Source organism: Enterobacter cloacae complex sp. SHL020, assembly GCF_049236945.1.
GTDB lineage: Bacteria > Pseudomonadota > Gammaproteobacteria > Enterobacterales > Enterobacteriaceae > Enterobacter > Enterobacter dykesii.
Genome location: NZ_JBMKJF010000009.1, coordinates 89,118 through 109,324, shown reverse-complemented (window position 1 = coordinate 109,324; position 20,207 = coordinate 89,118). Strand labels below are relative to the sequence as shown.

Below are 20,207 nucleotides of genomic sequence, written 5' to 3'. Positions count from 1 at the left end.
TCAGGGAAATAGCTGCGCGTCACGAAGCAGATGGTCATTACCCCGACGGCGGGTAAAGCCGATACGGTTGAAATATTCCAGGATCTGTATCGCCAGCTTGCGGCCCACGTTCAGCCGATCGCGGAAATCGGCTGCGCAGGTAGAGCCCCGCTCCTGATCCAGCTCGCGGATCAGGTTGGCAAACGCCACAATGCGATCGTTACGGTAATAACGATCTTTCACGATCGCGACTATCAGCCCCTGCTGCGCCGCATGGCGCAATACCTGACGCATCACCTGCTCGTCGGTGTTGGTTTCGCGAGCCAGATCGCGAACCCACCACGGCTCATCGCCAAACAGCGGGGCCGCTTTTTGCCATATGGCCTCTTGCTCGGCGGTGAACCCGGCCTTGTGATCCGGCAGGTGCAGCCAGCCGTGGTGGCTTTTAATCACTCCGCTTTCGCGCATGTTTTCGATCAGCAGCAGCACCAGCGCATCGTCTTCCATCGGCAGCGCCATGCGTCGCAGACGCTCGCGCCCCGGGCCAGGCTCGTCCTGATGCTGTTCATGGTAAGTCGCAAGCGTGTTCAGTATCTTACGCTGCCATTGCGCAGCAACCGGGGCATTGAGCAGGCTGTTGCCGGCCTGAATAAAGCCCGGCTCCTGGGTCAGCTGCCGTAAGCCTTCCCCGCTCAGCTGGCGTGCCCATGCAAAATCACGCAGACTCACCGCCCCGCGATCGAGGTGCACCCGCAGCGCGGCGTTATCATCGCTGGCCTCTGCCAGCGCGGCCAGCCACTGCAGATATTCCGGCTTACGCTTGCCGCGTCGGGGTGGGTTAAGCGCCACCACGCGCGCGCCCGCCAGCGTTTCCCTTGCAGAAATGTCACGCAGTACCAGACGATCGTTATCTGCCAGCCAGAGCGGCGAATCGAATACCAGCTCGGCAAGGTCGTTTTCCAGCAGCGACACGCGCCCGGTGATATGGCTGGCCGCGTGGTGAATATGCAGCGGCTGCCATTGGGTCAACGGCATGTGTGTCTGCAGGGAGACAATCACGCGTTCAGACGGTTCCGGCGGGGCATCGGCCAGCAGCCAGTCTCCGCGATTAAGCTGCTCTTTTTCCGCATCCCCGGCAATGTTCAGCGCGATACGCTGCCCGGCGTGGGCACGGTCAGCGGGCTGGTTTTGTGCATGCAGCCCGCGCACGCGCATCGGTTTATTCACGCCCGTCAGCCAGAGCGTATCTCCCACGCTGACTTCACCACTCAGCGCGGTGCCGGTCACGACCAGCCCCGCACCTTTTACGGTAAACGCCCGGTCGATCGCCAGACGGAAACGATGATGGCTGGCGTGGTCACGTGTTGAAAGGTTCTGCAAATGGTGGCGAAGTTCGTCGATACCACGCCCTTCTGTCGCCACGGTGACAAAAAGCGATGCGTCGGCAAAACCATACTCCCGCAGAGTCGCCTGGACCGTTTCGCGCACCTCGCTGATGCGCGCATCATCCACGCGATCGGCTTTGGTCAGCGCCACGGTCAGCTGCGGGTTGCCGGTTAGCTGCAGGATCGCCAGGTGCTCGCGGGTTTGCGCCATCACGCCGTCATCGCAGGCCACCACCAGCAGGGCATGATCGATGCCGCCCACGCCCGCCAGCATGTTGGACAGAAACTTTTCATGCCCCGGCACATCAATAAAGCCCAGCACGCGACCATCAGGCTGGGGCCAGTAGGCATAGCCCAGATCGATGGTCATGCCGCGCTTTTTCTCTTCCGGCAGGCGATCGGCGTTTACGCCGGTAATGGCCTGCAGTAGCGTGGTTTTTCCGTGGTCGACGTGACCGGCGGTGGCAATAATCATTTCAACAACATCTCCAGAAATCGCTCTTCATCTTCAAGGCAGCGCAGATCCAGCCACATTCGGCCATCGTAAATCCGCCCGATAACCGGCGCGGGCAGGCCACGCCAGCGCGACGACAGGGCTTCAAGGTGGCTGCCGCGCCCGTCACGCGGGGTGAACGTGAGCGCTTCACTCGGCAGCCTGTCCACCGGCAGCGAACCGCTGCCAATCTGCGACTGGCAGGGTTCAATGCGAACGTCAAAATCGGGGTAGCACGGGGCAATGCGCGGCAGCAGTAATTCGGCCTGGGCGCGAATCGAAGCGGCATCGCGGGTTAACAGACGCAGCGTGGGCAGGCGGTCGGCCAGTTTCTCCGGATGGAGATAGAGCCGCAGCGTCGCCTCCAGCGCGGCCAGCGTCATTTTATCGGCTCGCAGGGCGCGCTTGAGCGGATGCTGCTGGAGCTGCGCAATCAGCTCGCGCTTGCCGACGATAATCCCGGCCTGCGGCCCGCCAAGCAGCTTGTCGCCGGAAAAGCTGACCAGGCTGACGCCTGCGGCAATCATCTCTTGCGGCATCGGCTCTTTCGGCAGCCCATAAAGGCTCAGATCCACCAGCGAGCCGCTGCCGAGATCGGCAATCACCGGAATATTCAGTTCGCGGCCAATCGCCGCCAGCTCGCCCTCTTCAACCGTTTTGGTGAAGCCTTCAATATGATAATTGCTGGTGTGAACCTTCATCAGCAGGGCGGTATTTTCATTCACCGCCGCGCGATAATCTTTCGCATGGGTGCGGTTGGTAGTGCCCACCTCATGCAGCGTGCAGCCCGCCTGGCGCATCACGTCCGGAATACGAAACGCCCCGCCAATCTCCACCAGCTCGCCGCGGGAAACCACCACCTCTTTGCCGCTGGCGGTGGCCGCCAGCATCAGCAGCACCGCTGCGGCGTTGTTATTCACAATGCAGGCATCTTCCGCGCCGGTCAGCTGGCACAGCAGGTCCGCCAGCGCCCGGTCACGATGCCCGCGTCCGGCGCCGTCCAGATCGTACTCCAGCGTCACGGGCGCCCGCATGGCCTGTACAACCGCAGCCACCGCTTCTTCCGCCTGCTGCGCGCGTCCCAGGTTGGTATGCAGGACGGTACCGGTCAGGTTAATCACCGGGCGTAACGCGCTTTGCGCTTTCTCATCCAGCCGGTGCTCAACTTCCTGCTCCCACGCCGCGCACCATTCGGGCAAGGCGTTTTCTGACTGAATAGCGCATCGGGCTTCGTCCTGAAGCAGGCGTAACATCTCCACCGTCGCGGTATGGCCAAAACGCTCAACGGCAGCATGAATGCGGGGCTCGCGAAGGAGACGGTCGGTAGCGGGGATCTGGCTGTACAGCGAATGATGAGTAGTCATGAAGGCGCCTGGCGAGTAAATATCTTCCCCCCTCCCGACGGGAGAGGGAGTTAACATGTGGAGGGATTGTACAACCTCCGACGCCTAAGTGTTATAACCCGCGTCAAGCCTTTGGCGGTTCGGTACGGGCAAAGCTCTCGCGGCTAAAAAGCGTGTCTGCAAGTTTCACCAGCAGCGGACGGTCGACGCACCAGCCAGGAGAAACCCGGCGGAAGTTGAGATAGCCGATGGCGCAGGCGATGGCGATGGTTGCCAGGTTCAGGCTGTCGGTTTGAATCTTTCCTTCCCGGATAAGCTGTTCGCACCTGTCCAGGCTGCGGCTGATTTTTTCCCGCTGGCGTAACAGTTCCGTTTCCGACTGCTGGGCGGCGGGCCTTGCCTGTTCACGCACGGAGGTTAACGCCGCATCCATAATGCCATCGGCCAGGGCTTCAATTTGCTTCACTGCCAGCGCCGCTTTTGGGTCAGCCGGCAGCATTGCCGGGGCAACGCCCAGCAGCTCGATATACTCCGCAATAATCGGGGAATCGAACCAGTATTCGCCCTCGTCCGTCACCAGCGCCGGGACTTTCCCCAGCGGGTTGTACTGCGCGACGCCGTTTTCAGCGTTGTAGGGCTGTTCATTGATGAATTCAAATTCAATCCCTTTCTCCAGCAGGAGAATCGAGATCTTTCGCACGAAGGGACTGGTGTAGCTACCGATGAGTTTCATTGCCTGATCCTTGATGCCGGAAAAAAGTCAGTATGGATCAAGCGATGAAAAAAGGGCAGGTTTGCGTGTCGCATTCCTGCCCCGGAAGGATTAGTGATCGAGATAGAGGTAGTGCATCCAGCTGGTCATGCGCAGCAATACTTTACGCATCACCGAGACGTGGGCGAAATGGTCCGAGTAGACCGCCACCTGGGCATAGATACCGTCTGGCAGGGCATCGACATCGGCGTTAGGCTCCAGCTCAATCAACGCCTGTACGCCATCCGTACCCGGCACGACTGTCAGTGCCTGCAGCGCACCCTGTGCCTGATAAGACCCGCCTGGCACTACTGGCAGAACGCTGGTGAGCTTACCGGTAAACACCTGACCCGGGAGTGCGTTAAACACCACTTCCGCTTCATCGCCCGGCTTCAGACGCAGCAGCGAGTTCTGACGGAACTGGGCCACGATCTGACGCTTCTGTTCAGGAATAAAGACCATCACCGGACGCAGCGGCAGCGCGGCGGCGTACGTCCCCGGACGGATCAGCACCTGGGTGATATAACCATCGCTTGGCGCACGGACCACGGTCTGATCCAGGTTGTATTTGGCTTCGGCAAGCTGCGCGCGTAAGGAGGCAATCTGCGACTGCTCGCCGTTCACCATGCTGTCCAACTGGCTTTGAATTTGCGTCTGTTCAGCAACGGAGCCTTTTACCAGCGCATCCTGCGCGAGATAGTTCTGCCGCGCGTTGTCGATATCGCTTTCAGAGAACGGATTCACCTTCGCCTGGCTGCCTTTCAGGTAGCGCTGATAATCTTTATACAGGCGGTCACGCTCTGCGGAAACGCGCGTCGTATTGGCGACGGCTTCCGCCAGCTGCGCTTTAAGATTGTCGATATTATGCGTCGCGGTCACCAGGTCGGCCTGGAGTCTGTCGACGCGCGCCTGATAGCGGGCCGGATCCAGTTTAAATAACACTTCGCCTTTTTTAATGAGCTGGTTATTTTTATCGGTCACTTCACTAACCACCCCGGTAACCTGCGGCGTAATCGGAATAGAAATAACCGCTTTTTGCGCCGTAAAGGTGTACGGATGGTTATAGTTCATTAACAGAATAAGTCCGGCAACAATAAACACCCCGCCTAATGTTGCGGTGGCAAGCGTCCACTGGTTTACCGGAATGCGGAATATTTTAAAGATGGCCCAGGCAAATGCCACGTAGGTCAAAATAATCAACAGATCCATGATTAGCGCTCCAGCGTGTTATTATCAGCAGCAGGCTTTACCGCGGCCAGCTTTTGTTCTAATTCTGCCACGCGTTTGGCCAGCGCATCCATGCCCGGAACCTCATCAGGCTTGGTGATGTGGTTTTGCATCCCCCAGCCGCGATCTTCACGGTACAGCGTGGCCCATATCCACAGGAACGGCCAGATGGCATGGAGCGTAAACAGGCTAATCCAGCCTGCCGTATGAATCGCATCGGCATGCGGATGGTTACGCTTTTTGGCCATATTATAAGGAATGTCATGGATGGCGATGATTCCATAAAACAGAACCAGAAATACAAAAATCAATACGCCCAGCGCAAAATAGTTGAGAAACATATTCTCCTCACTTAAACAACGTCAACTCATTGAATTAATAAAACAGTACGCAACCTAATTAATTTATTTTGAAATACATAAGGTATGCTGGTTATTTCAGAGCCGGGGAGTATCGGTTTTTATAATATCTCCGTGCAAGTTTATAAGCGTGTCAAAATATATCCTGAATAATAATATACTTAACCTTACAATATGAGCGTAATCCACGTTTTAACTTTTCGCCATACCACACATCAAAAGTGGTTTTTTAGCTTAACGTGTTGCGCTATGCCATCCTGACGCCGAATCGCTAAACAGAGTTTGCCGCCGATCACAGCCGGAGAAATCTGCATAAAAATATTTTGTGAAATCAGTCACAATCCAGAAACAAACACACAAAACCAAAGCGTGACAACCATCACAGAAAAGGGTGGTTTTTGCCGTATTTCTCGCCATCGTATTTTTTTTGCCCACCTTTTTTGTGACCAGGATCACCTCATTGACATCCTCACCCCCTATCTTTACGTGACATGCGTCACACAAATTTTCGCTGTCTGGACAGTTGAACGATTCAGTGCCAGATTTCACAGCATCAGAACAGGGCCCGGCTACCTCTGCCGCCTCATTAACAATAAACCTCGGGCCGCAAGCCTAAGCGTAAACAGAAGAAGGGGTGTTTTATGTCATCCGATTTCAAGATCAAAGTTCAAAGCTTTGGTCGTTTCCTCAGCAACATGGTGATGCCTAATATCGGCGCGTTTATCGCGTGGGGTATCATCACTGCATTGTTCATTCCGACAGGGTGGTTGCCTAACGAAACGCTGGCGAAACTTGTTGGCCCAATGATTACCTATCTCCTGCCGCTGCTCATCGGTTTCACCGGTGGTCGTCTGGTGGGCGGTGACCGTGGTGGCGTAGTGGGCGCTATCACGACCATGGGTGTTATCGTCGGTGCGGATATGCCGATGTTCCTCGGAGCAATGATTGCCGGTCCTCTGGGCGGCTGGGCGATTAAGAAATTCGACGTCTGGGTTGATGGTAAGATCAAATCCGGCTTCGAAATGCTGGTGAACAACTTCTCTGCGGGCATCATCGGGATGATCCTCGCGATTCTGGCGTTCCTCGGCATTGGCCCTGCGGTTGAAGTGCTGTCCAAAATTCTGGCGGCAGGCGTTAACTTCATGGTTGCGCACGACATGCTGCCGCTGGCGTCTATCTTCGTTGAACCGGCGAAAATCCTGTTCCTGAACAACGCCATCAACCACGGCATCTTCTCGCCGCTGGGTATTCAGCAGTCTCACGATCTCGGCAAATCCATCTTCTTCCTGATTGAAGCTAACCCGGGTCCGGGTATGGGCGTTCTGCTGGCGTACATGTTCTTTGGTCGCGGCAGCGCTAAGCAGTCTGCTGGCGGTGCGGCAATCATTCACTTCCTGGGCGGTATTCACGAAATTTACTTCCCGTACGTGCTGATGAACCCACGTCTGATCCTGGCCGTTATCCTTGGCGGTATGACCGGCGTGTTCACCCTGAGCGTGCTGGGCGGCGGTCTGGTGTCTCCAGCCTCTCCGGGTTCTATCCTGGCGGTGCTGGCGATGACGCCAAAAGGGGCGTACTTCGCGAACATCGCGGCCATCTGTGCGGCAATGGCGGTCTCCTTCGTGGTCTCTTCTATCCTGCTGAAAACCAGCAAAGTGAAAGAAGACGACGATATCGAAGCGGCGACCCGTCGTATGCACGACATGAAAGCCGAATCCAAAGGCGCGACCCCGCTGGCGGCTGGTGATGTCTCTAACGACCTGAGCCACGTGCGTAAAATCATCGTTGCCTGTGACGCCGGTATGGGTTCCAGCGCAATGGGTGCAGGCGTGCTGCGTAAGAAAGTGCAGGATGCGGGCCTGACCAACATCTCCGTCACCAACAGCGCCATTAACAGCCTGCCGCCGGACGTTGACCTGGTCATCACGCACCGCGACCTGACTGAACGCGCCATGCGCCAGGTACCGCAGGCACAGCACATTTCGCTGACTAACTTCCTCGACAGCGGCCTGTACACCAGCCTGACCGAACGTCTGGTTGCGGCGCAGCGTCACGAAGACAACGAAGTGAAAGTGCGCTCAAGCCTGCAGGACAGCTTTGACGAGAGCAACGCCCACCTGTTCAAACTGGGTGCGGAAAACATCTTCCTCGGTCGCACAGCGGCAACCAAAGAAGAAGCGATTCGCTTTGCCGGCGAGCAGCTGGTGAAAGGAGGCTACGTTCAGCCTGAATATGTTGACGCGATGCTGGAACGCGAAAAACTGACGCCAACCTACCTGGGCGAATCCATCGCGGTGCCGCACGGTACGGTTGAAGCGAAAGATCGCGTCCTGAAAACCGGCGTCGTATTCTGTCAGTATCCGCAGGGCGTGCGCTTCGGTGAAGAAGAAGACGACATCGCCCGTCTGGTGATTGGTATCGCCGCTCGCAACAACGAGCACATTCAGGTGATTACCAGCCTGACCAACGCGCTGGACGATGAGTCTGTCATTGCGCGTCTGGCGAGCACTACCAGCGTGGAAGAAGTCCTGGCACTTCTTAACAAATAAGTCCTCTTCCCTCTCCCCTCTGGGGAGAGGGCTAGGGTGAGGGGAAACGTTCCTCACCCCAGCCCTCTCGGGTAAAAACATTGATGAAGGTTAACACTATGAAAGCATTACATTTTGGCGCAGGTAATATCGGTCGTGGTTTTATCGGTAAACTGCTGGCAGATGCGGGCATTACGCTGACATTCGCCGATGTGAATCAGGTGGTCCTGGATGCCCTGAATGCGCGTCATAGCTATCAGGTCCATGTAGTCGGTGAAAACGAGCAGGTTGAGACGGTATCCGGCGTCAACGCGGTGAGCAGCATCGGGGAAGACGTTATCGACCTGATCGCCAGCGTCGATCTGGTCACCACGGCCGTGGGTCCGGTCGTTCTTGAGCGTATCGCCCCTGCGGTTGCGAAAGGCCTGGCAAAACGTAAAGCGCAGGGCATCGACACCCCGCTGAACATCATCGCCTGTGAAAACATGGTGCGCGGCACCACGCAGCTGAAAGGCCACGTGCTCAACGCTGTAGCAGATGAAGACAAAGCCTGGGTTGAAGCGCACGTCGGGTTTGTGGATTCCGCCGTGGATCGCATCGTTCCGCCGTCTGAATCCGCCACCAACGACCCGCTGGAAGTGACTGTGGAAACCTTCAGCGAGTGGATCGTTGATAAAACCCAGTTTAAAGGCGCCCTGCCGACCATTCCGGGAATGGAATTAACCGATAACCTGATGGCATTTGTCGAACGCAAACTCTTCACGCTGAACACCGGGCATGCTATAACCGCGTACCTCGGAAAATTGGCCGGTCATCAGACCATTCGTGATGCGATCCTCGATGAGAAGATCCGCGCGGTGGTAAAAGGGGCAATGGAAGAGAGCGGCGCGGTGCTGATCAAACGCTACGGTTTTGATGCTGATAAACACGCAGCATACATCCAGAAAATACTCGGTCGCTTTGAAAATCCGTATCTGAAAGATGACGTTGAGCGCGTGGGCCGTCAGCCTCTGCGCAAACTGAGCGCGGGCGACCGTCTGATTAAGCCGCTGCTGGGCACGCTGGAATACGGCCTGCCGCACGCCAACCTGGTGAAAGGCATTGCAGCCGCGATGCACTACCGCAGCGAGCAGGACCCACAGGCGCAGGAACTGGCTCAGCTGATTGATGACAAAGGCGCGCAGGCTGCGCTGGCGCAGATTTCCGGTCTGGACGCCAACAGCGACGTGGTTGTGGAGGCGGTTAACGCATACAACGCAACCAAATGATGCACAGTGCGGCGCAGGTTAACCTGCGCCCAAATAATAGATTGTCAGATATGCAGGCAATAATGGAACAAACCCAGGCCTTTGAAAATCGTGTGCTTGAGCGTCTGAATGCTGGCAAAACCGTACGAAGCTTCCTGATTGCCGCCGTCGAGCTGTTAACCGAGGCGGTGAATATCCTGGTGCTTCAGGTGTTTCGCAAAGACGACTACGCGGTAAAGTATGCTGTAGAACCGTTACTGGACGGAGACGGACCGCTGGGCGATCTATCCGTGCGTCTGAAGCTGATTTATGGTCTTGGCGTGCTCAACCGACAAGAGTATGAAGATGCGGAGCTGTTAATGGCGCTGCGCGAAGAACTCAATCATGACGGTAACGAGTACACCTTTACCGATGATGAGATCCTGGGGCCCTTCGGCGAGCTGCACTGCGTCACCGCGCTGCCCCCTGCTCCCCATTTTGATAACAGCGACCCTGAGCTCTACGCGATGCAAAAGCTGCGTTATCAACAGGTTGTCCGTTCCACGATGGTTCTCTCCCTGACTGAGCTGATTTCCCGAATCAGCTTAAAAAAAGCGTTTCAGAAGTAAGCCTGCTCACATTGGTGTATCCTTCCCTGTAAATTCCCCGTTTTCAGAGTTATTTGTCATGAAAGAAGTCGAAAAGAACGAAATTAAACGCCTGAGCGACCGCCTGGATCTGATCCGCCATCAGATGGCTGGCCTGTCACTGGTCGATTCCGCCGAGAAGTACGCCGAGCTGGAAAAAGAAGCCGCCACGCTGGAAACAGAAATCGAGCGCCTGCGCGAAGTGAAAGGCCAGAAGCTGAGCAAAGAAGCGCAGAAGCTGATGAACATGCCGCACCGCCGCGCGATCACCAAAAAAGAACAGGCCGACATGGGCAAGCTGAAGAAAAGCGTCCGTGGTCTGGTGGTGGTGCACCCGATGACCGAGCTTGGCCGCGAAATGGGCCTGAAAGAGATGACGGGTTTTTGTAAGACCGCGTTCTGATACTTAATCTAAGTAAAATTTTATACAAACCAGCCCAATATATTCATTGGAAGAATGTATTGGGTTTTTTATTGTCCAAAACAACAGGGTTACTGCCCGTAAATGTAAACAAGCAAGAGTAAAATCTGCAGGTTCACAATTCTCATTCTTAAGAGTAAAGTGGACATTCATTCCTTTAGATCTAACTAATACACACGGCACGTCATTGAAATATAATATATTTCTTTGGCATGATGGTATGTCATTGCATTAGGTTATAAATTTTATGAATTCTACTGAGAGCTCTACCTTTCAAAACAGCGCCCTTTCTTTAGAACAAAAACTTGAAAAAGCCAGGGCTGAACTTCTGGATTTAGGCGCAAGAAACCGATTACTCAACATTCCGCGATCGAAGAATACACGTTTCCTGGAAGTGATTGATGAACGTTCTGAACTGGTCTACAACCTTCTGTTTAATGAAAAAAAAACGTTCACATTTTTGCATGGTAAATCAGGTAAAGAAGACGATCAGGAGACTGAAGATGGTCTTTCAGACGAAAAATCTTTTATTTATCAATTTGATGAAACAAACACCGAAATAAAATCGCAGCATCTTGATACTAAACTGCAGACTCGTTTAACCCCTAAAGGGTTGCAAACTCGATTACTTGATTTGTACCACGACTCCAAAACGCTTGAAGAGGAGCAAGGCGCAAACATTCTTTTCCTGGCACTGGGCACATTAAAGTGGGTAGATCCCGCCAATAAAGAGAATGTCCGTTATGCTCCTCTGATACTAGTGCCAGTAAGTCTGGAACGCGGTAGTGCTGGAGAAAGATTTAAACTAAAAGCACGTTCAGAAGACATCATTCCTAACCTCTCTTTGGAAGCATTCCTTGAGCGCGTACATCAGATCACATTACCTGTAATGCAATCTGATGATGATGAAATTAACATAAGTAGTTACTTTGAAGCTGTACAGCAATCAATAGCATTGAAAACAGACTGGGAAGTTATAACAAATGACATCATCCTTGGTTTGTTCTCATTTTCTAAATTTTTGATGTATCGAGATCTCGATCCTGCAAACTGGCCCGATGATGAAGCTATTACATCAAAATATCTTATTCGCGCCCTCATGGAAGAAGGGTTTGATGAAAGCGACGGACTACTTTCAGAAGACAGCTCTATAGACCACCTTATCACGCCTAAAGATATGCTTCATATTATGGATAGCGATAGCTCTCAAACGCTGGCGATCCATGAAGTAAGGAGAGGTAAAAACCTTGTCATACAAGGACCTCCTGGCACGGGTAAGTCACAGACAATAGCCAATATTATTGCGTCGGCTATCGCGGATGGAAAAACAGTACTTTTTGTTGCAGAAAAAATGGCAGCTCTTGAAGTCGTCAAACGCCGTCTCGACCAAACAGGAGTCGGTGATGCCTGTTTAGAACTTCATAGCAACAAGGCCAATAAACGACTTTTACTCGAGGAGTTGAAGCGAGTATGGGATTTAGGTTCGCCCCGCGGTGAATTTCCTGATGAATTAATTGAGAACTTAACCGAAGCTCGTGACTCTCTGAATGCCCACCCAGCGCGCCTCCACAAAGTCTATACACCTTCGGGTTTGAGCCCTTATCAGGTGATTGGGCAATTGGTAAGATTGCGTCAAAATGAACAAACACCTACGGACTTCATTCTTCATGGCTTCGATGAATGGAGTAATAACGATCTGATAAAACGACTGGATCTCGTTAAAGAGCTTATTGAACGAATTGAGAATATTGGGCTACCCCATAATCATCCCTGGAATGGTGTCAAACGAGAATCCGTTTTACCGGGTGAACTCGATCGCCTGATGCCAAAAATTACTACGTTGTTACACAAAGTACATGACTTTCAAAACACTATAGCGACTTTAGCTGTACGAGTTGGAATAACACCTGAACCAGTACTTTTCAACGAGGCGGACATAATTTTTCAGATTGCTAACCTCATAAATCAGGCACCTGAGTTAGAGGAAGCTGCACTAGTTAATCCTGTCTGGTCTAACTCTCTTTACGAAATAAAAAGTCTAATTGAGCAGGGTACAACGTATCAAAATAATTTCGAGGAAATCAAAGACCTGCTTCATGATGAACAGTTTGATACCCCTCTACTTGAATTCAGAGATGAACTGCAAACAGTCCCAGAGGATCTTTTGCCAGATGCCTTCTCAGCTGCCAGAGCATTACTACCACTATTACCGCAAATTCAATTAACAGTGGCCCATCTGACGAAAGAGCTAGGTACTGAATCTCTGTATCGTTCATCTCAGGAAATCAATAATCTGATTGAACTCAGCATACGCGTAGCTGATGCCCCCGATGCGAGCCCGCAAGCTTTTGTCGCTTCCGTATGGGAGCATGGTGTCGAACAAGCCAGAGAGTTGGTCAATTCAATCGCTGATTTACATTCTTTGCGTCAGAAAATCGATCCCCATGTTTCGGAGACCATATGGGATACCGAACTCACACAAATTCGTCATAACCTTGCGATACATACTGGGATGTTCAAAATACTGAACAGCGAATGGCGTCGTTCACGTGCACTTGCTCACTCCCTCATTCGAAATACAAATCAACCTATTCAGCAGCAAATTGAGCTTTTGGATAAGGTTATTCAGGCGCAAGCGCTACGAAAAAACATCGCCAACGCTAGCGAGTTTGGGAACAGTGCGTTTGGCTCACATTGGCGTGGTGAAAACAGTGACAGCAGTGCTCTGAAGGCATTAGTAGAATGGATGGCAACGCTTAAAGATGTTGGTTCAGAAGCACGTTTACTGGCGAGCCAACTGTCTGATCGTGAAACGTTGAGGCACTTTAGCCAGAAACTGGAGCAGCTTCTTAATCAAGCCGATATTGAACTGAAACAACTTTGGAAGGCTTTTGGCGCAACTGCAGAATCCTGGTTTGATAATCATTATTCTATTAAGCGTGTTCCATTAAGCTATGTTGAAGCTATGGCTGAAAAACTTAGTCGTATAGATTCAACATCGCAACAGGTGTTTAAAGATCCGCCAGATCGCCCTGGTGAACGTCTGGCGCTGGTCAAGAAGATTATCGCATTGCAATATCAAAAGAAGGCCATCGAATCCCAATACGAATTGGGAAGCGCAGCATTGGGTAGTGCATGGCGAGGTACACTGTCCAACTGGCAAAATATCGTTAGCGATTGTACATGGATTGAAAAACACGGTGACTTACGCTTCATATGCGCGACCGTAAACGATCGTGGTGAGTTACTGAACTCCGCTAATAAACTTTCAGCGACACGTGTCTCTATCATTAATGAACTTGAAAATCTGGCCAACGAACTCGAATCGTCCACCGACGAATTCTTCCATTTGGATAATCAGCATTTACGTATCGATAGTGTCCTGCAAAAACTAACCTCCTGGACTGAAAATGCCGAACAACTGTCTAAATGGGTTGCCTGGCAACACCGGAGCAACCAGGCAAATAATTTGGGACTCTCAGAAGTTGTAGAACGGCTTGAGGATGGGCGCTTACCATTATCAACTTGTTATAGTTCGGTCGAATATACCTATTATGAATCGCTGTTCAGTTTAATGGCTAAAGAGACACCGTCTCTTTCCCGCTTCGACGGTGAACTTCATAACCGAAAAGTGCAGTACTTTGCCGAAATGGATTTACGCCGTATCAAGAGCTCAAGTATTGAGGTCGCTCGGGCACACCATCGTCGTATTCCTTCAAAAATCGGAGCGGCAGGTCCGGTTGGAGTCCTGCGTGCCGAAATGGCGAGGAAAAGAGGCCATATGCCTATTCGCCAATTGATGCTTAAAGCGGGCCCGGCAATTCAGGCAATCAAACCGGTCATGATGATGAGCCCACTCTCTGTCGCACAATTCTTGATCCCAGGTAAGCAAAAATTTGATTTGCTCGTTATGGACGAAGCCAGCCAGATTCAGCCTGTCGATGCCATAGGTGCAATTGCGCGCTGTCAGCAAGTTGTTGTTGTCGGGGACGAAAGGCAATTGCCGCCAACCAGTTTCTTCTCTCGTATGACTGAAGCCAGTAACGATGATGGGGATGAAGATTCGACGCAAGTAGCAGATATCGAAAGCATACTTGGATTGTTTGTTGCCAGAGGCTTGCCACAGCGAATGCTCCGCTGGCATTACCGTAGTCGACACCAGTCGCTTATTGCGGTTTCTAATAGTCAGTTCTACGAAAACAAATTGTTTATAGTACCAAGCCCATACACTGAAGAGGCGGGTATGGGCTTGCGATTCCATTATGTTGAAAACGGTGTTTTCGAATCAGGTGCAGGTAATGCCAACCCTATTGAGGCAAAAAGAATTGCTACCGCAATTCTTGAGCATGTACAGCAGAATCCCGAATTGTCACTGGGAGTCGCTACATTCTCGGTTTCACAACGTAAGGCTATTCAGGATGAGTTAGAGGTTCTTCGCCGTTTAAATCCTCAATATGAGGATTTCTTTAATGCCCATCCAGGAGAGCCATTCTTCATTAAAAACCTGGAAAATATCCAAGGTGATGAACGTGATGTCATCATGATCTCTGTAGGGTATGCGCGCAATAAACAAGGCTATCTGGCAATGCGATTCGGCCCTCTGGGTTCGCAAGGTGGTGAGCGACGGCTGAATGTGCTGATTAGCCGTGCAAAACGTCGATGTGAGGTTTTTGCATCGATCACCGATGAAGATATTGATCTTGAGCGAGCGAAAGGTGTTGGCGTAATAGCGTTCAAACTATTCCTTCAATATGCCCGTACAGGACGCTTATCAATGTCCACAGCTTCCGGGCGTCCGATGGATAGCGTATTTGAAGAACAAGTCGCCTCAGCACTTCAGAACCGAGGCTATCAAGTACACCCGCAAGTAGGAATTGCTGGCTTCTTTATCGATCTAGCAATTGCCGATCCTGAATTACCGGGACGTTATCTTCTCGGGATCGAATGTGATGGCAGTGCTTATCATTCCTCTCGGTCTGCCCGAGAGCGTGATCGTTTACGTCAAGCCGTTCTTGAAGATCATGGTTGGATAATACACCGAATCTGGAGTACGGATTGGTTCCAAAGACCAGAGGAACAATTGCAAAAAGTTATTGATGCTATTGATAATGCAAAAGCAGAACTGAATAGCAGAGCAGAACTTACATACGGGCGTTCCCGAGCTGTTCCTGTAGATATCGTGGCAGTGGAACGAGAAGATGTTATTGAGGTTGGTTTTGATAGAACTGATTCCGCTAATGACCAGTCTGTGAGTTATGAAGAAGCACAGCCCGAAGCCAATCTTTCATATGCTTTACATGAAACACCAACCGGCATACTTGCTGACATGGTTGAAAAAATAGTCTTCACAGAATCTCCTATCCATATTAACGAAGTAATAACTCGTCTTCGCTCCGCATGGGGATTACAACGGGCTGGTGCACGGATAGAAAGCGTTGTTAGTCATGCTGCTCAAATTGCCTGCAGGAAAGGTAATATTTATAAGGAACATGAATTTTTCATACACAAGGAAGTAACTATTCGACTTCGTAATAGACAGAACGTCTTGTCTGCAGGCTTGCGTAAACCAGAACTGATCGCACCTATAGAAATCGCTTCGGGTATATTTGACATCGTTAGCGCAAGCCTGGGAGCAACTGAAGATGAAATCATTACATCTGTCTCAAGGATGCTTGGTTTTAAATCAACCAGTAGTGTTCTTCGAAAAGTGATCTCCGATGTTATTGAGCTGGAGATTAAAGATAACCGTCTTAAGCAACAAGATGGTTTGATAGTCATCGGAAATACCGCTTCTATTCAAAATGCTGTCTAATTCCTGAAATTCGATTAACTCTTCTGCGGGGCCCACAATTATACTGTGGAGCCCCGCTTCAAATTGGCCCAACCAATTCCCCTTTTCTTTCTTCTCCGGTTCACAATTCCATTATTTTCGCTCACAAACTCATTGCCCACTCACAACATTTGATTAACCATTCATTGTCATTAACCCTACAACACAACATTGGCAGGACCACTTTTACACAACCTGTGACGCAGAGTTGAGCGGAGACTCACCCGCAGCGCAGGCTGTCTGGTCCCCAGGAGACCTGCATGAGCCTCTGGCAACAAAACTACGACCCGGCCGGTAATATCTGGCTGTCGAGCCTGATCGCATCGCTTCCGATCCTGTTCTTCTTCTTTGCGCTGATTAAGCTCAAGCTGAAGGGCTACCTCGCCGCGACGTATACCGTTGCTATCGCCCTGATGGTGGCGCTGTTCTTCTATAAAATGCCGGTCGATCGCGCGCTGGCCTCCGTCGTCTACGGTTTCTTCTACGGCCTGTGGCCGATTGCGTGGATCATTATCGCGGCGGTGTTTGTTTATAAAATCTCGGTGAAAACCGGGCAGTTTGACGTCATCCGCTCGTCGATTCTCTCCATCACGCCGGACCAGCGCCTGCAAATGCTGATTGTCGGCTTCTCCTTCGGGGCATTTCTGGAAGGCGCGGCAGGCTTTGGCGCACCGGTGGCGATCACCGCCGCGCTGCTGGTGGGTCTGGGCTTTAACCCGCTCTATGCCGCGGGCCTGTGCCTGATTGTGAACACCGCACCGGTTGCGTTTGGCGCGATGGGTATTCCGATTCTGGTGGCCGGACAGGTCACCGGGCTGGACAGCTTCGAGATCGGCCAGATGGTTGGCCGCCAGCTGCCCTTCCTGACCATTATCGTCCTGTTCTGGATCATGGCGATTATGGACGGCTGGCGCGGCGTGAAGGAGACCTGGCCTGCGGTGATGGTGGCGGGCGGTTCGTTCGCGATTGCCCAGTACCTCAGCTCGAACTTCCTCGGCCCGGAGCTGCCTGACATCATCTCCTCGCTGGTGTCGCTGGTCTGTCTGACGCTGTTCCTGAAGCGCTGGCAGCCGGTGCGTATCTTCCGCTTCGCCGACATGGGTGCCTCGCAGGTCGATCAAACGCTGGCCCGCACCGGCTACACCGCAGGACAGGTAATCCGCGCCTGGTCGCCGTTCCTGTTCCTGACCGCCACGGTCACGCTGTGGAGCATCCCGCCGTTTAAAGCCCTGTTCGCCCCGGGCGGCGCGCTGTACGACATGGTGATTAACATCTCCGTACCGTTCCTCGACAAGATGGTCGCCCGTATGCCGCCGGTCGTGCACGCCGCCACGCCGTATGCCGCGGTCTATAAATTCGACTGGTTCTCCGCCACCGGGACCGCCATCCTGTTTGCCGCTATTCTTTCCGTGGTGTGGCTGCGCATGAAGCCTGCGGCCGCGGTGCAGACCTTTGCCGCGACCGTTAAAGAGCTGATGCTGCCGATTTACTCCATCGGCATGGTGCTGGCGTTCGCGTTTATCTCGAACTACTCCGGCCTGTCATCGACGCTGGCACTGGCGCTGGCGCACACCAGCCACGCCTTCACCTTCTTCTCGCCGTTCCTCGGCTGGCTGGGAGTGTTCCTGACCGGTTCCGATACCTCGTCTAACGCCCTGTTTGCCGCGCTGCAGGCCACGGCGGCCCAGCAGATTGGCGTGTCGGATGTTCTGCTGGTGGCCGCAAATACCACCGGCGGCGTGACCGGAAAAATGATCTCCCCACAATCCATCGCCATTGCCTGTGCGGCGGTGGGACTGGTCGGTAAAGAGTCGGACCTGTTCCGCTTTACCGTGAAACACAGCCTGATATTCACCTGCATGGTCGGGGTGATCACCACCCTGCAGGCCTATGTCTTAACCTGGATGATCCCATGATAGTGATGCCCAGACGCCTGTCCGACGAGATTGCCTCTCGCGTGCGGGCGCTGATAGAAGAACAACAGCTGGAAGCGGGCATGAAGTTGCCCGCCGAACGCCAGCTCGCCGCCCAGCTTGGCGTGTCGCGCAATTCACTGCGCGAGGCGCTGGCGACGCTGGTCAGCGAAGGAGTGCTGGTGAGCCGTCGCGGCGGCGGCACCTTTGTACGCTGGCAGCATGACGACTGGTCCGAGCAAAACATCGTTCAGCCGCTGAAGACGCTGATGGAGAACGACCCGGACTACAGCTTCGACATCCTTGAAGCGCGTCACGCCATCGAAACCAGTACCGCCTGGCACGCGGCCATGCGGGCAACCGACGCCGACAAAGAGAAACTTATCGCCTGCTTTGAGGCCACGCAAAGCAGCGACCCGGATATCGCCTCCCAGGCGGACGTCCGTTTTCACCTGGCGATTGCCGAGGCGTCGCACAATGTGGTGCTGCTCCAGACCATGCGCGGGTTCTTCGACCTGCTGCAATCCTCCGTGAAGCAGAGCCGCCAGCGCATGTATCTGGTTCCGCCGGTGTTTGCCCAGCTGACCGAACAACACGAGGCGGTGCTCAACGCCATTCTGGCCGGTGATGCCGAGGCCGCGCGCAAAGCGATGATGGCGCATCTCGGTTTCGTGCACACCACCATTAAACGATTCGATGAAGACCAGGCCCGACAGGCACGTATTACCCGTCTGCCTGGCGACAGTGATATTTCCAGGGAGAACAAAGCATGATTATTTCAGCAGCCAGTGACTATCGCGCCGCGGCGCAGCGCATTTTGCCCCCGTTCCTGTTCCACTATATCGACGGCGGGGCGTATGCCGAATACACCCTGCGCCGCAACGTGGAAGATCTGTCGGAAGTGGCTCTGCGCCAGCGCGTGCTGAAGAATATGTCTGACCTGAGCCTTGAGACAAAGCTGTTCAACGAAACGCTCTCCATGCCCGTGGCGCTCGCGCCTGTAGGCTTATGCGGCATGTATGCCCGCCGCGGTGAAGTGCAGGCTGCCGCCGCGGCGGATGCCAAAGGCATTCCGTTTACCCTCTCCACCGTGTCCGTCTGCCCGATTGAAGAGGTCGCCCCGACCATCAAACGCCCGATGTGGTTCCAGCTGTACGTCCTGCGCGATCGCGGCTTTATGCGCAACGCGCTCGAGCGCGCCAAAGCGGCAGGCTGCTCCACGCTGGTCTTTACCGTCGATATGCCAACACCTGGGGCACGCTATCGTGATGCCCACTCCGGCATGAGCGGCCCGAATGCTGCACTCCGCCGCTACTGGCAGGCGGTTACTCACCCGCAGTGGGCGTGGGATGTCGGCCTGAACGGTCGTCCGCACGATCTGGGCAATATCTCGGCTTACCTCGGTAAACCGACCGGGCTGGAGGATTACATTGGCTGGCTGGCGAACAACTTCGATCCGTCGATCTCGTGGAAAGACCTGGAGTGGATCCGCGAGTTCTGGGACGGCCCGATGGTGATCAAGGGGATCCTCGACCCGGAAGATGCCCGCGACGCGGTGCGCTTTGGCGCAGACGGGATTGTGGTCTCTAACCACGGCGGACGCCAGCTTGACGGGGTGCTCTCCTCCGCCCGCGCCCTGCCGGCCATCGCCGATGCGGTGAAAGGCGATATTGCGATCCTGGCCGACAGCGGCATCCGCAACGGGCTGGACGTGGTGCGTATGATTGCGCTGGGCGCCGACAGCGTGCTGCTGGGCCGCGCGTATCTGTATGCGCTGGCGACGGCGGGCCAGGCAGGCGTGGCGAATCTGCTCAACCTGATCGAAAAAGAGATGAAGGTGGCGATGACGCTGACAGGAGCGAAAACGATCGGTGAAATCAGCAGAGATTCTCTGGTGCAGGAGTTAAATAAATTACCGGCGGCGCTGGCGCCACTTGCTCAGGGAAACGCGGCCTAAATTCTCCTCCGTTAATACACCTTTTTCTCGCGCCCGATTTTCCCCTCGGGCGCTTTTTTACGCCAAAAATAACATCCAGATAACATATTGGATAAGAAAATTTGACATCCACCTGCCGTCCGCAATTGTATAGACAAGCAAATACAAG

At 53.4% G+C, this 20,207-nt stretch carries 13 protein-coding genes; 8 read left to right on the top strand and 5 right to left on the bottom strand.

The annotated features are described in order from the left end of the window. From selB to ACOTZB_RS18855, 5 genes are all read right to left on the bottom strand, one after another. Nucleotides 1–1,839, bottom strand: a complete 1,839-nt coding sequence (selB, locus tag ACOTZB_RS18875; protein ID WP_421628149.1) for a selenocysteine-specific translation elongation factor — start codon at nucleotides 1,837–1,839, stop codon at nucleotides 1–3. Beyond that, the gene (gene selA, locus ACOTZB_RS18870) at nucleotides 1,836–3,221 is read right to left on the bottom strand and encodes an L-seryl-tRNA(Sec) selenium transferase (protein WP_196350877.1); all 1,386 of its coding nucleotides are present in this window, start codon (nucleotides 3,219–3,221) and stop codon (nucleotides 1,836–1,838) included. The genes selB and selA overlap by 4 nt, the downstream gene beginning before the upstream one ends. Nucleotides 3,222–3,324: 103 nt before the next feature. Then, nucleotides 3,325–3,933, bottom strand: coding sequence for a glutathione S-transferase (locus ACOTZB_RS18865; protein WP_033147022.1), 609 nt, complete (start codon nucleotides 3,931–3,933; stop codon nucleotides 3,325–3,327). Between the two features lie 90 nt (nucleotides 3,934–4,023). Further along, entirely contained in the window at nucleotides 4,024–5,160 is a 1,137-nt protein-coding gene (locus ACOTZB_RS18860; protein ID WP_421628148.1) for an HlyD family secretion protein, read from the bottom strand. A gap of 2 nt (nucleotides 5,161–5,162) precedes the next feature. After that, nucleotides 5,163–5,519, bottom strand: a complete 357-nt coding sequence (locus ACOTZB_RS18855; RefSeq protein ID WP_045400278.1) for a DUF3302 domain-containing protein — start codon at nucleotides 5,517–5,519, stop codon at nucleotides 5,163–5,165. A 659-nt stretch (nucleotides 5,520–6,178) separates the two neighbouring features. Here ACOTZB_RS18855 and ACOTZB_RS18850 point away from each other — a divergent pair. From ACOTZB_RS18850 to lldD, 8 genes are all read left to right on the top strand, one after another. Next, nucleotides 6,179–8,086, top strand: coding sequence for a PTS mannitol transporter subunit IICBA (locus ACOTZB_RS18850; RefSeq protein ID WP_023309922.1), 1,908 nt, complete (start codon nucleotides 6,179–6,181; stop codon nucleotides 8,084–8,086). Between the two features lie 98 nt (nucleotides 8,087–8,184). After that, on the top strand, nucleotides 8,185–9,333 hold the full coding sequence (mtlD, locus tag ACOTZB_RS18845) for a mannitol-1-phosphate 5-dehydrogenase (RefSeq protein WP_023309921.1): 1,149 nt from the start codon (nucleotides 8,185–8,187) through the stop codon (nucleotides 9,331–9,333). Next, the gene (mtlR, locus tag ACOTZB_RS18840) at nucleotides 9,330–9,920 is read left to right on the top strand and encodes a mannitol operon repressor MtlR (protein ID WP_023309920.1); all 591 of its coding nucleotides are present in this window, start codon (nucleotides 9,330–9,332) and stop codon (nucleotides 9,918–9,920) included. The genes mtlD and mtlR overlap by 4 nt, the downstream gene beginning before the upstream one ends. A gap of 58 nt (nucleotides 9,921–9,978) precedes the next feature. After that, nucleotides 9,979–10,341, top strand: a complete 363-nt coding sequence (locus ACOTZB_RS18835; RefSeq protein WP_010436679.1) for a YibL family ribosome-associated protein — start codon at nucleotides 9,979–9,981, stop codon at nucleotides 10,339–10,341. 265 nt (nucleotides 10,342–10,606) lie between these two features. Further along, nucleotides 10,607–16,171, top strand: coding sequence for a DUF3320 domain-containing protein (locus ACOTZB_RS18830; RefSeq protein ID WP_421628146.1), 5,565 nt, complete (start codon nucleotides 10,607–10,609; stop codon nucleotides 16,169–16,171). Between the two features lie 278 nt (nucleotides 16,172–16,449). Further along, a complete protein-coding gene (gene lldP / locus ACOTZB_RS18825) occupies nucleotides 16,450–18,105 on the top strand; it encodes an L-lactate permease (protein ID WP_421628145.1) in 1,656 nt (551 codons plus the stop codon). Beyond that, nucleotides 18,102–18,875: a transcriptional regulator LldR gene (gene lldR / locus ACOTZB_RS18820; RefSeq protein ID WP_023294814.1), complete on the top strand. Its 774-nt coding sequence runs from the start codon at nucleotides 18,102–18,104 to the stop codon at nucleotides 18,873–18,875. Before lldP ends, lldR begins: the two co-directional genes overlap by 4 nt. Next, on the top strand, nucleotides 18,872–20,059 hold the full coding sequence (lldD, locus tag ACOTZB_RS18815) for a quinone-dependent L-lactate dehydrogenase (RefSeq protein ID WP_223535460.1): 1,188 nt from the start codon (nucleotides 18,872–18,874) through the stop codon (nucleotides 20,057–20,059). The genes lldR and lldD overlap by 4 nt, the downstream gene beginning before the upstream one ends. Nucleotides 20,060–20,207: the final 148 nt, after the last annotated feature.